This window comes from Streptomyces sp. NPDC097595 (assembly GCF_044761525.1).
GTDB lineage: Bacteria > Actinomycetota > Actinomycetes > Streptomycetales > Streptomycetaceae > Streptomyces > Streptomyces drozdowiczii_A.
Map to the genome: position 1 here is coordinate 152,005 of NZ_JBIWCN010000003.1, position 13,596 is coordinate 165,600.

12 protein-coding genes are annotated in these 13,596 nt (G+C 73.4%); 3 read left to right on the plus strand and 9 right to left on the minus strand.

Annotated features, from left to right (window positions below; all coding sequences use genetic code 11):
* Positions 1-138: 138 nt before the first annotated feature.
* Positions 139-1,026, minus strand: a complete 888-nt coding sequence (locus ACIQZN_RS05615; protein ID WP_403988661.1) for a hypothetical protein — start codon at positions 1,024-1,026, stop codon at positions 139-141.
* A gap of 477 nt (positions 1,027-1,503) precedes the next feature.
* Between ACIQZN_RS05615 and ACIQZN_RS05620 the strand changes: the two genes are divergently transcribed.
* The gene (locus ACIQZN_RS05620) at positions 1,504-2,424 is read left to right on the plus strand and encodes a phosphotransferase (RefSeq protein ID WP_403988663.1); all 921 of its coding nucleotides are present in this window, start codon (positions 1,504-1,506) and stop codon (positions 2,422-2,424) included.
* Positions 2,425-2,477: 53 nt separating this feature from the next.
* Here the strand turns inward: ACIQZN_RS05620 and ACIQZN_RS05625 are convergent, their stop codons facing one another.
* Entirely contained in the window at positions 2,478-2,828 is a 351-nt protein-coding gene (locus tag ACIQZN_RS05625) for a hypothetical protein (RefSeq protein WP_403988665.1), read from the minus strand.
* Between the two features lie 27 nt (positions 2,829-2,855).
* Between ACIQZN_RS05625 and ACIQZN_RS05630 the strand changes: the two genes are divergently transcribed.
* On the plus strand, positions 2,856-3,050 hold the full coding sequence (locus ACIQZN_RS05630; RefSeq protein WP_403988667.1) for a hypothetical protein: 195 nt from the start codon (positions 2,856-2,858) through the stop codon (positions 3,048-3,050).
* Here the strand turns inward: ACIQZN_RS05630 and ACIQZN_RS05635 are convergent.
* Entirely contained in the window at positions 3,040-4,314 is a 1,275-nt protein-coding gene (locus ACIQZN_RS05635) for an amidohydrolase (protein WP_403988669.1), read from the minus strand. The two genes, ACIQZN_RS05630 and ACIQZN_RS05635, sit on opposite strands and share 11 nt — an antisense overlap.
* A 175-nt stretch (positions 4,315-4,489) precedes the next feature.
* On the opposite strand from ACIQZN_RS05635, the gene ACIQZN_RS05640 reads away from it, so the two are divergent.
* Positions 4,490-4,660 (plus strand): thiazolylpeptide-type bacteriocin, encoded by a 171-nt coding sequence (locus tag ACIQZN_RS05640; RefSeq protein ID WP_018105658.1) that lies wholly within the window; start codon positions 4,490-4,492, stop codon positions 4,658-4,660.
* 60 nt (positions 4,661-4,720) lie between these two features.
* On the opposite strand, the gene ACIQZN_RS05645 is transcribed toward ACIQZN_RS05640, so the two are convergent.
* The 6 genes from ACIQZN_RS05645 to ACIQZN_RS05670 form a co-directional block, all read right to left on the minus strand.
* Positions 4,721-6,691 carry a TOMM precursor leader peptide-binding protein gene (locus tag ACIQZN_RS05645; RefSeq protein ID WP_403988672.1) on the minus strand — a complete coding sequence of 657 codons (1,971 nt, stop codon included), beginning with the start codon at positions 6,689-6,691 and terminating at the stop codon, positions 4,721-4,723.
* A complete protein-coding gene (locus ACIQZN_RS05650; RefSeq protein ID WP_403988674.1) occupies positions 6,688-7,443 on the minus strand; it encodes an ABC transporter permease in 756 nt (251 codons plus the stop codon). The genes ACIQZN_RS05645 and ACIQZN_RS05650 overlap by 4 nt, the downstream gene beginning before the upstream one ends.
* Positions 7,440-8,435: an ABC transporter ATP-binding protein gene (locus ACIQZN_RS05655; protein ID WP_403988676.1), complete on the minus strand. Its 996-nt coding sequence runs from the start codon at positions 8,433-8,435 to the stop codon at positions 7,440-7,442. Before ACIQZN_RS05655 ends, ACIQZN_RS05650 begins: the two co-directional genes overlap by 4 nt.
* Before the next feature lie 83 nt (positions 8,436-8,518).
* Positions 8,519-9,637 carry a peptidase M50 gene (locus ACIQZN_RS05660; RefSeq protein ID WP_403988678.1) on the minus strand — a complete coding sequence of 373 codons (1,119 nt, stop codon included), beginning with the start codon at positions 9,635-9,637 and terminating at the stop codon, positions 8,519-8,521.
* Positions 9,634-10,809, minus strand: coding sequence for a lantibiotic dehydratase C-terminal domain-containing protein (locus ACIQZN_RS05665; protein WP_403988680.1), 1,176 nt, complete (start codon positions 10,807-10,809; stop codon positions 9,634-9,636). Before ACIQZN_RS05665 ends, ACIQZN_RS05660 begins: the two co-directional genes overlap by 4 nt.
* Entirely contained in the window at positions 10,797-13,592 is a 2,796-nt protein-coding gene (locus ACIQZN_RS05670) for a lantibiotic dehydratase (RefSeq protein ID WP_403988682.1), read from the minus strand. The genes ACIQZN_RS05665 and ACIQZN_RS05670 overlap by 13 nt, the downstream gene beginning before the upstream one ends.
* Positions 13,593-13,596: the final 4 nt, after the last annotated feature.

The window sequence follows — 13,596 nt, forward strand, 5'->3', positions numbered from 1 at the left end:
GTAGGCTCGCGCCCCGCCGGGCGGGGCCCGGCGCCCCCCCCGGCGCCCTTGCCGGTGGGCCCCCACGGCCGCTTTCCGGCGGGGGCCCCCCCCCCCCCCCCGGGGGGGGGGGCCCCCTTCCGTAGGGCGGCACGTCGCTCAGGACTGCTGGCCGCCCGCCTGCTTGACGACCTTGTCCGTCACATCGACCGTGTCTCCGGTGGGCGGCGCGTCGACGTCGACGTCAGTTCCGAAGTCGCTGAAGTCCATCACGACCTTCGCCTTGCCCCGGTTCGCCGAACCGGACTCCTTCGCGCCCCCGGTCGGCTGCGCGGAGATCTCGATCTGCTGGCGGCGCATCAGCCCCTTGCCATCGACCCACAGGTCCACCGGCACCGTCTCGCCGAGCTGTTCACGCAGCTTTCGGGCCTGCGCGGCGTCGCCCTTGGCGAGCTTGTCGATGTCCAGGTCGACCTTGTAGTGGGTCGTCTCGACACCGCCCACGCTCTCCGTACCGACCTTCTTGATGTCCTTCTCGGACAGCGACTTGGAGTAGGCAAAGGAGTCGGTCGGATCGCTCACCTGGCTGCTTCCGGTGGCCCCGGAGGTCCGCAGCTTCTCCATGTCGATCTTCATCCAGCTCTTGCCGCCGGGCAGGCCGCCCTCACCCTTCGGCGGCTTTTGGTAGATCATCTTGTCCACGACTCGCTGCTCCAGCCGCTGACCCGACTGCTCCATGGTCAGCTTGCTCTCCCCATCCTCGAAGTCCATGACGCCGGAGCCGGTGACCGTCTGACTCTGTCCCTTGGCGCTTACCGAGGTCGTGATCTTCACGCGCGCGGAACCGGCCTCGGTGGTCTTCTTGTTGGTCGCCTGTACTACCTGCGAGGGCGACGCGTCGGCCGTCTTGCCCGCCCCGGAGGGCTTCGTGTCCTTCGCCGCGTCGCCCTTGTCGTCCGACCCACACCCGGCCAGCGCGGCAACGGCCAGCAGACCCGCCACTCCGTACGCAGCCGCCCTGGTCCCCCTGGTCTTCACATTCGTCATCACAGCACCCTCCCCAAACCGAAACCGTTACGTCAGGTATGCGCCCGGTGCCCGGAAGGTGATCCCGCATGCGAAGCGGCTGCCGTTCTACGCCAGCCGCAGTAGTTCGCGTCCAGGCGGGCTCTCTGATGCGCGCTCGGCGAACGGGTCGGCTATCCAGAGGCGTTGGCGTACCCTTGCCGCGTATGCCTGACGTGTGATTGTTGAGATGGATATGCCGGACTGTGCGAAAGTGGTCAGAAACCGCGCCTTCACTCGATAGACCTGCAGGTCAGCGAGCTGCTCCCCGTACGCGCGGGGATGGTCCCAGGAGGAGGCTGGTGATGATCTGGTCTCCGCCCTGCTCTCCGCACGCGCGGGGATGGTCCCTCGATGGTCGCCCACGAGATCCGGCTGAGGCACTGCTCCCCGTACCCGCGGGGACACCATCAACCACGCATCGCCCGCCCCAGCCTCCGCCCGGCTACGCTCCCCCGCATGACCGACCCTCACGCCCGTGCCGACTTAACCCCCGGCCTCATCCGCGCCCTGCTCCGCGACCAGCACCCCGATCTGGCCGATCTGCCGCTCAGCCTTGCCGCGCGGGGGTGGGACAACCAGTTGTGGCGGTTGGGGGATGGGCTTGCTGTGCGGTTGCCGTGGGCGACTTCGTCTGCTGATGAGTTGTTGTTGAAGGAGCATGCCTGGGTGCCTGGTCTGGCTCCGGGGCTGCCGTTGCCCGTGCCCGTGCCGCAGCGGCTTGGTGTGCCGTCCGAGCGGTTCCCGCGGCCCTGGTTGGTTACCACGTGGGTGGCCGGGGAGCCCGCTGATCGGGTTCCGGCTACGCGGGGCGAGGAAGCGGCCGATGTGTTGGCCCGGTTTCTGAGTGCTCTGCACCGGCCCGCCCCGGACGGGGCGCCTGTCGGGAGGGGGAGGGGTGGGCCCCTGGGGCCCTACGGGCAGTACTTCGAGCGGTCGCTTCTTGATGCTGTCGGGCGGGGGTTGGTCGCCGATCCGGACGGCGTTCGCCGGGTCTGGGCCGATGCCGTCGCCGCCCCCGACTGGGACGGGCCCGCGTTGTGGCTTCACGGGGATCTGCATCCCGCCAACGTGCTGACCGGCAACGCCACGTTCTGCGGGGTCATCGACTTTGGTGACCTCTTCGCCGGTGACCCGGCCTGCGACCTCGCCGCCGCCTGGATTCTGCTTCCGGACAACGGCGTTGACCGGTTTTACGCCGCGTACGATCCCGCCCCGGACGCGGCAACTCTTCGCCGGGCCCGTGGCTGTGCGGTCCTGCGTGCGCTGAGTGGGCTGCTCATCGCGGACGACGGTGACCGGGGGCTCCCCAACGGGAAGTCGACGTGGGGGCCGCCCGCTCGGAGGTCACTGGAGCGGCTCGTCGCTTCGCTGGGATGAGTGGGGCGAGTGGCTTGTGCTGCGGAGCCCGTAAGAAGTGAGTGAGTGGGGCTCTACAGCCAGCGTTGGGCCGCCTCCACGCTGTCGCCGCCCGTGGTGTTGAACGCGAGCGCGGCCTGGGGCGCATGGCGGCGGATGAGGTTGACGATGTGTTCGAAGAGTGGGAGCAGTGGCGCGGCCTTGCGGATTCCGCCGCCGATGACCACGACGTCCCAGGGGCGTTCGGTCAGGGCTGCGACGAGGGCGGGTTCGGCCGCGTCGTTGAACTCGACCAGCGTCATGGCCGCGTCGATGCCGTGGTCGGCGAAGCGCGCGAGCTCCGCTTCGAGCGCCGCGCGCAGGGCGTCTCCGTCGACACCGGGGATGGCTTGGGGGTCGTAACCGACGACCAGTGCGGAAGGCATACGGTCAGACTACGGAGGGCGGGGAGCATGACTGAAGGTGCGTGGGACGACGACCGTGCGTATGACGACGCCGTCCGGCTGGCGCGGCGCGCGACGCGGGTTGGTTGGACGGCGGTCAGTGGCACGGTGGCGGCGCTCGGTTGCGTCGCCGTCGTGGCGGCTGGGGTGTGCTTGGTGGTGGTCTTCGTGTGGGCGTACCTCGTCGTGTCGGTCAACCGCTAGCCCCTGCCAGCCGGTCCAGCGCCGCCGCCGTGAGCGCCGTGATCGCGGCGGGCAGTGCCGTGCGGATCGCGGGGGCGAAGTGGGGGGAGTGGTTCGGGGGGATGTTCGTCCCGTTGGTGGCCGCCCACTGGCGGGGGCTCGTCGTGCCCAGCATCCAGTAGACCAGCGGGATTCCGGTCTCGCCGTGGAGTTCGCGGCCCGCGTCCCCGTAGAGGGCGAAGTCCTCGGCGGCCAGTGACGGGGGCCAGCCCGTGACGCGTGCCGGGCCGTACAGGGCGGTGTGGGCGGCGCGGACCGCGTCCGTCGCGGCCGGGTCGCCGTGCAGGGCCGGGGAGCGGGAGAGCACGGTGAGGTCCGGGTCTCGGGGGCAGGCGGACGCGGCGCACTCCGCCCGGACGATGCGGTCCACCGCCGCCAGGGCCCGGTCCAGGGTGTCGTCGGTGAGGGCGCGCAGGCCGATGCCCAGTTCGGCGGTGTCCGGGACCACATTGACGGCCGTCCCGGCGTGCACCGTGCCCACGGTGAGGGCGAGTTGTTCGGCGGGGGCCGCCTCGCGGGCGACGACCGTCTGGAGGCGGCCGATCACCGCCGCGGCCGTGACCACCGGGTCCACGGTGAGGTGCGGGGTCGCCGCGTGGCCGCCCCGGCCGTGGACGACGACGGTGAGGGCGGCGCTCGCGGCGGCGACCGGGGCGTAAGGGCCGCCGTGCGCGATCAGGCCGGCGGGGAGCGGGGCGGCGTGCTGGGCGAGGACCGCGTCGGGCCTGCCGAACCGCTCGTACAGGCCGTCCGCCAGCATCGCGCGCGCCCCGGTCAGGGTCTCCTCGGCGGGCTGGCCCACGACCACGAGGGTGCCGCGCCAGTGGTCGGTGGTGCGGGCCAGCAGGTCCGCCGCGCCGGTGGCCGCCGCCAGGTGGAGGTCGTGGCCGCAGGCGTGCATCGCGGGGCCGGTGCTCGCGTACGGGAGGCCGGTGAGCTCCCTGAGCGGCAGGGCGTCGAGCTCGGTGCGCAGGTATACGCGGGGGCCCTCGCCGTTGCGCAGGACGCCGACGACTCCGTGGCCGCCGATGCCCCGGGTGACGTCGAGTCCTGCGGCGGTGAGCCGCTCCGCGAACAGGGCTGCGGTGCGGGCCTCTTCGCCGGACGTCTCCGGGTGGCGGTGGACGTCCAGGTAGAGGGTGAGGGCGGGGCGGATCGCTTCCTGGGTGAGGGCCTGGGACAGGGCGGGGTGGGTGGCTGGCCGGGGGGCGGTCAGGTGGGTCAACGGAGGCTCCTGACGTGCTCGTCGGGGCCGCTGGCATCGCGTGCCAGCGATGTGTGTGCGGAAGGCATGCCGAGCGGTGAGCGGCGGGCGGTGGAATGGTCGGCGTACACCCCCACCGGGGCGTACGCCAGTGGGTGGCCCCCGGACACGGTGGCCCCGGACCGGAGGAGACACCATGGAGAAGAACCTCAGCACCCTCGCCGACGAGATCCTTGAGCTGGAGGCCGAGACCTTCGAGATCTCGGACTACTCGGACGCCAGCGAGGTCGTGCTCGCCGGTTCCACCAGCTGCAGCTCGACCTCGACGTGCAGCTCCACCACCAGCACCACCTCCTGCACCGCCTGATCGGGCGATGTGCGCGCCCGGTATCCGTCTCCTTCCGGACGGGTACCGGGCGCTTCGCCGTTACGGGAACGGGTGCGGGACCATGCGCATCCCGGCCTCGGTCAGGTCCGTCGTGCGGTGGCCGCCCCGGCGGAGCGCGGTGCGCAGGCGGGGCATGAACGGGGCGCGGCGGCGGTTCCAGCCGAAGTCGATCGGCAGGAGCCCGGGGGCGAGGGTGGCGACGGTGCGCAGGCCCATGCGTTCCTGCTCCGGGGTGGTCTGGTCGACGGCGATCACATCGTGCCCGGCGTCGGCGAGTTCACCGATCACGGCGCGGAGGTCGTCGCGCAGGTCGCCGGTGCGGGGGCGGCCGGTGGTCTCCCAGTCCCGGTAGACCTCCCCGAAGGGTCGTACGGCCAGGGGGTTGAGGTAGCTGTCGGCATGGGCGGTCATCCGGGGCAGGCCGTAGAGCTGGGCGTGGTCCTTGAGGTGGCGTACCCGGTCGAAGTCGTCGGCCATCGCCTCCAGTTCGTCGCGGCGCTCCCCGGTCTGGCGGGAGAGGTGCGGGATGTACGTGAGCACTTCGGACAGGGCGCCCTCGACGGCGGCCCGCGGGTCCAGCGAGGCGGCCGCCGCGAAGGAGAGGGCGCCGAGGCCGCCGTCGCGGCGTACGGCGAGCGCGGTCACGACGGGGACGGCCAGGTCCACGCGGTTGTCGAAGGCGTGGACGTCGTAGCCCTGGAGCGCGGCGCGTTCGGCCATGGCGGGCGCGGCCCGTCCGCCGACGGTGGCCAGGTCGATCTCGGTGAGCCGGGCGTTGCCGTACCAGGCGTTGAGGAAGGCGTCCCGTTCGATGAGTTCGAGCAGGCCGCCGAGGACGGCCTCCTCCAGGCCGCCGCCGATGGCGCAGCCGTTGGAGCACTCGAAGACGAAGTTGTCGGCGGCCAGTCCCGCGCTGTAGTAGACGAGCCGGGACGGGACGAGGACGGGCCTGTCGTCGCGCAGCGACCAGCCCCACTCCCACGGGATGGCGCGGTCCGGGTCGAAGGGGTCGACGAGCGGGTCGTCGCGGTAGGTGAGGGGATCGTAGAGGCCGCAGACGGCGGGGTCGACGGCGTCGGCCCGCAGCTCCGTCCAGGAGCCGGTGACGGGGGTGGTCCGGCCGCGCCGGTGGGTTCCGGCGTAGCGCTCCAGGCCCTCCAGGAAGGCGAGGACGCGGCTGGTGGAGAAGGTGTTCTCCTGGCCGCTCCAGGTGACGTCGTTGAGCCCCGCGTAGCCGCGTACGAAGACGCTGCCGGCGACGGGCGCGGTCGTCGGCGAGGTGACGTCGGACCAGGTGCCGCCGCCCAGCATCCCGCAGACGGGGTTGGCCAGGGCCTCTTCCGGCAGGGGGTACGAGGACGCGGGGCGCAGCCGGTAGCCGTCCGGGTCGGGCTTGGGGCGGGCGACGAGGGCCAGCGGGCGGGGCCCGGCGGGGGCGGGCGGCGGGGCGCAGTCGGGGCAGCGGGGATCGGCGAGCAGCGGGTACGTCCGCACCTGGAGGGTCGCCAGGTCGAGGCGGGTGACCTGGGGCAGGAGCCGGTCGGCCGGGCCGGTGGCGGGGGCTTCGGCGCCGGGGCCGTCCAGCAGCGCGCGGCACAGCGCGGCCACGGCGTCGTGGGTGTGGTCGGTGAGCAGCGGCCAGGCGCCCGTGGGGCGGGGGCCGTCGGGGCCGCCGGTCTCCAGGGCGTCGCGCTCGCTGCGGCTGCGCAGGCGCTGCCAGCGCATCGCGAGGCAGCGCCCGCAGGCGGGGGCGGTGCCGTCGCCGCCCCAGGGGCCGATGAGGACGGCGGAGGCGGTGAGATGGACGCGGGCGCCGGGGCGTTCGGCCGCCCAGGGGTCCGGGGCGCCCCGGTCGCCGAGCGCGTCGGTGGCGTCGGTGGCGCCGACCGGGACGACGGGGACGTCCCGCCCGGTCCGGTCGGCCAGAGCGGTGCGGAGCACGGCCCGGGCCGCCTCCATGGGGGCGACGGCGGGGGCGGGCGCGGGGGCGGTGCGCGTCGGGGCGCTCATGAGGACCTCGTCCAGCGGAAGGTCTTGACGGCGACGGCGCCGAAGATCAGGGCGAAGACGACGAGTCCGGCGCAGCCGACCCAGACGTCGGAGAGGCCCCCGCGTCCGGCGATCGCGTGGGACACGGCGTCGTTGAGGTAGCGCAGCGGCAGGACCACGGAGACGTGCTGGAGCCAGGACGGCATCGAGTCCAGCGGGAAGAAGGAGCCGGAGAGGAACGCCATCGGCAGCATCAGGAAGTTGGCGACGGCCGCGACGGACTCCGGGGTGTCGGCGAACGAGCCGATGATGACGCCGAGCAGCAGGAAGGTGGTGACACCGAGGAGGAGCACCGGGATCAGCAGGGGCCATCCGGAAGCGGGCCGCAGGCCGAACACCGGCAGCATGGCGACGCCGACGAACAGCAGCGACTGCACGGCCCCGACGACCAGGGCGAGGACGTAACGGGAGCCGATGACGGCGGAGAGCGGGGCCGGGGACATCCGGATCAGGCGCAGGATGTCGTCGTTCCGCCACTGCATCAGGGTGAACGCGATACCGAAGACGGCCGCGTTGGCGACGCCCCAGGACAGGACCCCGGCGGCGGTGTAGGAGAGGTAGGACAGGCCGCTCTCCTCGACGTCCTGGCCCCGGAAGATCAGGCCGAAGACGACGAGGAAGAGGAGCGGGAAGGCGAAGGTGAAGAAGAGGGTGCTCTTGTCGCGGATCTGGGCGCGGTAGCCCGCTGCGGCCAGTGCGGCGTAGGCGCTCATGGCTGGTGCTCCGTGGTGTCGGCGTTCCGGCGGGGGGTGTGCGCGGACCGGGTGAGCCGGGCCGTGAGATCGAGGTAGACGTCCTCCAGGCCGGCGGTGCGGGTCTGGACGCCGTCGAGACCGGTCAGCTTGTCGACGGCGCTGAGGACTCGGCCCGCCTCGCGGGTCTCCAGGACGAGGGAGCCGCCCTGGACGGTGACCCGGTCGACGCCGGGGATGGCCGCCGCCTCCTCCTCGCCGAGGCGGCCGAGCGGCAGCATCAGCCTGGTGGCCGCCTTGAACCCGCCGACGAGGTTGTGCGGGGTGTCGGTGACCGCGACCCTGCCGTCCACGAGGATCGCGATGCGGTCGCAGAGCGCTTCCGCCTCGTCCAAGTGGTGGGTGGTGTAGACGATGGTGCGGCCCTGGGCCTTGAGGCCGCGCAGCACCTCCCACAGGTCGCGGCGGGCCTGCGGGTCCAGGGCGGCGGTGGGCTCGTCGAGGAAGATCAGCTCGGGGCCGTGGACGAGGGCGGAGGCGATGGCGAGGCGCTGGCGCTGCCCGCCGGAGAGGCTCTCCACCTGGATGTCGCGCTGCTCGGTGAGCCCGACGGCCTCCAGCGTGGCGTCCACGGCGGCGCGCGGGGCGCCGTAGAGGGCGGCGACGGTGCGCAGGTGCTCGTGCGCCCGCTGCCGGACGAAGAAGGCGGAGGACTGGGTCTGGATGCCGACCCGGGGCAGCAGCGCGGTGTTGCGGGGCCAGGGGGACTCGCCGAACACGGCGGCCGTGCCGCTGTCGGCCCGGCGCAGCCCCTCCATGATCTCCACCAGGGTCGACTTGCCTGCGCCGTTGGGTCCGAGCAGGCCGAAGAACTCGCCGCGCCCGATCTCCAGCGACACGTCGTCGAGGGCCTGGCGTTCTCCGTACCGCTTGGAGATGTGCCGGACGTGGACGGCGGGGGCCGGGGTGGCGTCCTCGCCGGGGGTGGTTGGCATCGCCTGTACCTCATTCATGTGGTGCGTGGTTCCTTCCGGTCGAGGACGGTCGGGGAAGGCCGGGGAAGGTCGAGGACGGTCGCGCTCCGCGGTCACCTCGGTCACCCCGTCAGGAGCTGGTACGCCGCGGCGCAGGTGCCCGCGGCGGCGAGGAGGACGAGCGCGACGAATCCGGCGGCGTATGCCGTGTAGAGGCGTCGGGCCCGGCGGGGGTACGCGGCGGCGGCGTCCGGGTCGCTGCGGCGCAGGGCCAGGTAGGCACGGGTCTCCGGGGCGAGGCGGGCGGTGCCGAGGAGGTGGCCGAGCATGCGGTAGCCGTCGAGCGGGGGCAGCGGGACGAGGTTGCTGAGCCCCTGGACGGCGCCGAGCAGCAGGAGCCCGGCGAGCAGCGCCCTGGTGGGGTCGCCGGGGGGCAGCAGGGACCACCAGAGGGCGAAGGGCAGCAGCAGCACCATGTTGAGCTGGGCGCCCGCCCCGGCGATGACGAGCCGGGCGCGCAGGGCGGGGAGGAAGAGGTAGTTGTCGACGGTGCAGTAGAGCATCGCCACCGGGAACCGCCAGCGCAGTCCGATCTCGGTGACCGTGCCGCCGTAGTGCTGGGCGGCGATGCCGTGGGCCAGTTCGTGCAGGGTGATGCTGAACCACAGGAACAGGGCGGCACCCGTCAGGGCCGCCGGCTCCCGGATCAGCTCGCCGGTGCCGTCCAGGAGTTCGCCGGTGTGCAGGACGAGGGCCACGACGGTGACGAGGACGGCCGCCAGCAAAGGGAGTTGGACCGCCGGGTGGAGCAGCGGACGCAGGACGCGGTGGAGCCGGGCGGTGGTCCGGTCGGCGTCGGCGACCAAGCGCCGGGTGCCGTGCCACCGGCCGCCGGTCCGGGCCGGGGGAGGGGCGGCGGGCGGCGGGTCGGGGGCGCCCGCCAGCAGGCTCCGGGTGCCGAGGAGGCCGAGGAGCCTGTTCCAGTGCTCCTCGGCGAGCCGGCGGCCGAAGCGTTCGGCGTAGGCGGGGGCGAGGTCGTCCAGGGTGCGGGTCCCGTCTAGGCGGGAGATGAGGAAGTGCTCCTTGGGCCCGACCTCGAACGCGGCACCGCTCACGGGGTGCTTGAGCAGGTGCACCGTGCGGGGGCCGCGCAGCAGGGGCGGGCTGATGAGGACGCCGGGCCCGAGCGCGGGGCGGTACGCGCGCGCGGCGGCGCGGGCGCGGTCGGTGGCCGGGTTCATGAGCCCGCCGCCTTGTCCGTACGGGCGTCGTCAGGCACCGTACCGGCGTCGCCCGCCACCGCACCGGTGGTGCCCGCGCGCAGGACCTGGCCGAGGACGAAGGAGAGGTACGCCTCGTCGCGGATCGTCACATGCAGCCGGTTGTTGGTCATGTGCATGTACGGGGAGAGCAGCCGGGGCAGGACCGCCGGGACATGGGTGAGCCGTTCCAGGGGGGCCGCGTCGGCCGGCTCGGTGCGTTCCTGGCCGGTGTCCTCGCGGGCGGGTCCGTCCCAGACCGGGAAGAGGAGTTCGCCCCGGGTGGCGAGGTCGGTGATCCGGTCCCGCAGCTCCAGGCAGTGGGCCGCCCAGCCGCGCAGGAAGGACGGCAGCCGGCCGAGCTCCCCGGCCGCGATGGCGGCGCGGATCGCGGCGAAGCGGCTGCCCAGGGCCGGCGCCATCTGCGCGTAGTTGCGCTCGTACTCCTTGGATCCGATGAAGCCGGTGCCGGGGAAGGCGCGGTGCCAGAACGCGTAGTAGCCGTCCAGGTAGTCGGCGAGCCGGTCCTCCTCCGGCAGGAAGCAGCTCGCCATCACCATCATCAGCTGGGCGGAGGTGCCGAGCAGCACGGTCCGCAGGTGGAGGTTCATGGTGCGGAAGGCGTCGATGACCAGGTCGCTGGAGTGCCGGAAGTGCCACTCGGCCAGCTCGACCCCGGCCGGGCCGCCGTACTTGGCGTACTCGGGGGCGTACGGCTCCAGGCTGAAGGAGTTGTTCGGCCGCAGGTTCATCCGGCCGTCCTCGCCCATGTACCGGGCGCGGTCCTCGCCGGGGAACTCGATGTCGAACAGCTCGTTGTAGAAGTCCTTGAGGAACCCGGAGTCGACCTCGTAGAGGGCGGGCCGGGTACGGAGGAAGCCGGTGAGGGCCTCCTCGGCGCGGCGCAGCACCTCGGGGGCGGCCTCGGGGCTCGCGGGGCGCAGCCGGAGCCGGACGTGCGGTCCCTCCAGCCAGTACGTGATGAAGAAGTGGCCGGCCAGCAGCCCTTCGGCGGTCAGCTCGGCGACCAGCGGGCGGACGCAGTCGACCAGCATCGGCCGGGGGCTGGCCGCGTAGAAGACGTGCAGCGCGATCCAGTCCCCCCGTTCCGTGCCGGTGGGGCGGGCGGTGCTGGTCGAGATCAGTTCCGGCATGTGGGGCCGTCCTCGGTACGCGGGCGGGAGGTGAAGGTCTCCACGGCCAGTTCGGCGACGTGGTGGCCCTGTTCGGAGATCACGTGCGGGGCGTCCTCGGACGGGAGCATCTCCCGCAGGACGACGGCGTCGCCCGGCCCGCGCTCCAGCAGGGCGTCGAACGCGGTCAGGGACAGCGGGCTGTCGAAGTCCACGTACAGGGGTTTGGCGCCCAGGCCGCGGCGCCCCTCGCGCAGGACCGTCGCGAAGACCTGGGCGGGCAGCCCGTGGGCGCGCCGCCAGCGCCGCCAGCCGAGGAACCACCCCGCCTCGTCGGCGCCGGGTGTCCGGGCGGGCAGCGCCCGGGCGTCGGCCGTCCAGCTGCGGCGGCTGACGACGACCCCGTCGTGGACCACGCGCGGCCTGCGGGTGACCCCGTCGTGGGCGGGGGCCTCGGGGACGCCGCCCCAGACGTCGGTGGGGGTCATGGTGCTCGGGGCGAGCAGGAGCAGGGTGCGGGGGATCTCCGGCAGGGCGACGGGGACGAGGTAGCCGAGGTAGACGGGGACGACCTCGCAGCCCAGCCGCCGGGACCGCAGGACGAGCCGGTCGGTGGCCTCGTCGTGCTGGAGGTACAGGTCCTCCAGGTGGATCCGGGCGTCCTCGGGCACGGTGGAGGTCTCGCCCGGGCAGACGATCTGGTGGCTCGTCAGCCGCCCGTGCAGGTTGAGGTTGGTGGTGATCGGCCCCCCGGTCAGCTCGGCGAGGACGGCGCCTTCCGGGGCGCGGGTGAGGAGTTCGGCGCGCAGCCGCTCCGAGAGGCCGGGGCGCACGTCGGGGGCGGTCGCGCCGTCGGGGTCGTAGACGTGCGTGAACCGGCTGAAGGGGAAGGCGAGTCCGCCGTACGAGCGGTTGAGGACGATCAGCGGCCGCCCGTCCGGGCCGGGCCCGGCGACCTGGATGTGGTGGCTCTGCGGGCTGAAGTCCTGGGTGATCGACGCGAGTTCACCGGCCACATCGGTGAGGAGGGCGGCGGGGAGCCGGATCTCGTCCGCCGTGCCGTGCTTCTCCCACTGCTCGCGCATCCCGGCGACGAAGCGCCGGCGGGCCGAGTCCAGGGTGCGCAGGGCGCTCTGGCCGAGCCAGTTCTCCTCCGGGACGTACTCCTCATCGGCGTCGAAGGCGGAACGCTTGGAGGTGAACGAGATGTACTGGTCGAAGAGGTCCTCGTGGAAGTCGTGCACCAGGCCCAGCAGGTCGTCGCAGCGCCCGCCGCTTCCGTGCCGGGCCAGGAAGAAGCCGCGCAGGGTGATGCGCTGGGGCAGGGTGATGTCGTACATCGGGAGGATGCCCTCGACCCGCCGCAGCGCCCGGCCCGTGGCGCCGGCCAGCGGCCCGGGACCGCCGCGCAGGTCCTCGCCTGCGCTGACGTCCTCGTACACCAGGGTCTGCGGCAGCGCGGCGTCCTCGGCTCCCAGCTCCCGCTGTACGTCGAGGAGTTGGCCGCGCAGGGTACGGAGCAGGGTGCGCCGTTCGGTGAGCGGGGCGGCCGGGTACGCGGCCAGGCAGGCGGCCGGTCCGTCGAGCGAGGCGGCGACCGTGTCCGCCCAGGGGACCCCGAGACCGCGCAGGGCCTGCTGGAAGGAGCGCAGCGGGTCGGGGCTGTGCACATCGGTGCGCAGGCCCGGCACCTGCACCATGCCGAGCTGGAGCAGGGCGGCCGCGTAGCGTTCGGCCTCGTCGGGACCGGCGCCGCGCTCGGTGCGCAGCATGTCCACGAGGTCCCGGTGGCGCGGCCCCTCGTGGGTGGAGAAGAAGGTGAGCAGCCGGTCCAGGGTGCCGCTGCCCCGGAGGTAGAACAGCCGGTCGCGTACGGCGTCGAAGGTGACGGCCGCGCTGTCGTCACCCGTGGTCACCCACTGGCGGACGTAGCGGATGCGGTCCTCGTCGCGCCCCCAGCCCGGGGCGGGGACGACGGGGAGGTCCTGGCGGCGCACGGGGTCGGCGAGGATCAGGTCGGCCAGCCGGCCGAGCACGACGACGTTGAGCCGGACATGGCTGGTCCACTCCTCGCCGACGCGCAGGGCGGGCGCGGCGGGCGGGGCCGAATCCGGAGCGGTGTCCGGGGCGCCCGGCTCGAAGGTGCCCGTGGCCACGGCCGTCAGCGTGCTGAACGGGCTCGTCTTGCACGCGGTGCGGTAGAGGTAGGTGAGCGCCGAACGCTCGATCTTGCGCATCCGCTTGCCCGGCTCGGCGCTCGTGTCCTCCAGGTATCCGCCGAGCCGGCTGTCCAGCGTGGGCGAGGCCAGCAGCAGCCCCAGCCGGAGCCGGTCCCCGGTCAGCGCCTCGCGCAGCGCCCGGCGCGCGTCCCGCATCTCCCCGGTCAGCAACTCCGGCCCCCGGCCGAGGAGATCGGCGTACCGGGTGCGGCGGGCCAGCCAGTCGGCGAGCCGCGCGCCCGCCGGCTCGGCCAGCCCGGTCACCAGGCGCTCGGCGGCGCGGGGATCGGCGGGCAGGCGGTTGTTGAAGACCGCGCGGCGGACGTTGAGGAGCAGGCGGCGGGCGTCGCCGCCGACCGCGTCGGCGGCGCCGAGCAGCCCGTGCAGCAGCTCGCTGAGCGCGGCGCCGTCGGCGGTGAGCCGTTCCTCCAGTTCCAGAACCTCGTCCGCCCAGTCACCGGTGTTGGGGCAGCGCAGGCCCCGGACGGTCTCCAGGGGCAGGCCGGCCGCGCGGAGCAGGAAGCGGTGCCCGGGTTCCCACACATCGGGCGGACGGGGGGTGGTGTCGGACGTCAGGAGTGTCATGGCA

Bases quoted from the DNA above. Each gene is read 5' to 3' on its own strand.
- ACIQZN_RS05615 (WP_403988661.1), bottom strand. From the start codon at position 1,026: ATGACGAATGTGAAGACCAGGGGGACCAGGGCGGCTGCGTACGGAGTG.
- ACIQZN_RS05620 (WP_403988663.1), top strand. From the start codon at position 1,504: ATGACCGACCCTCACGCCCGTGCCGACTTAACCCCCGGCCTCATCCGC.
- ACIQZN_RS05625 (WP_403988665.1), bottom strand. From the start codon at position 2,828: ATGCCTTCCGCACTGGTCGTCGGTTACGACCCCCAAGCCATCCCCGGT.
- ACIQZN_RS05630 (WP_403988667.1), top strand. From the start codon at position 2,856: ATGACTGAAGGTGCGTGGGACGACGACCGTGCGTATGACGACGCCGTC.
- ACIQZN_RS05640 (WP_018105658.1), top strand. From the start codon at position 4,490: ATGGAGAAGAACCTCAGCACCCTCGCCGACGAGATCCTTGAGCTGGAG.
- ACIQZN_RS05645 (WP_403988672.1), bottom strand. From the start codon at position 6,691: ATGAGCGCCCCGACGCGCACCGCCCCCGCGCCCGCCCCCGCCGTCGCC.
- ACIQZN_RS05650 (WP_403988674.1), bottom strand. From the start codon at position 7,443: ATGAGCGCCTACGCCGCACTGGCCGCAGCGGGCTACCGCGCCCAGATC.
- ACIQZN_RS05655 (WP_403988676.1), bottom strand. From the start codon at position 8,435: ATGAATGAGGTACAGGCGATGCCAACCACCCCCGGCGAGGACGCCACC.
- ACIQZN_RS05660 (WP_403988678.1), bottom strand. From the start codon at position 9,637: ATGAACCCGGCCACCGACCGCGCCCGCGCCGCCGCGCGCGCGTACCGC.
- ACIQZN_RS05665 (WP_403988680.1), bottom strand. From the start codon at position 10,809: ATGCCGGAACTGATCTCGACCAGCACCGCCCGCCCCACCGGCACGGAA.
- ACIQZN_RS05670 (WP_403988682.1), bottom strand. From the start codon at position 13,592: ATGACACTCCTGACGTCCGACACCACCCCCCGTCCGCCCGATGTGTGG.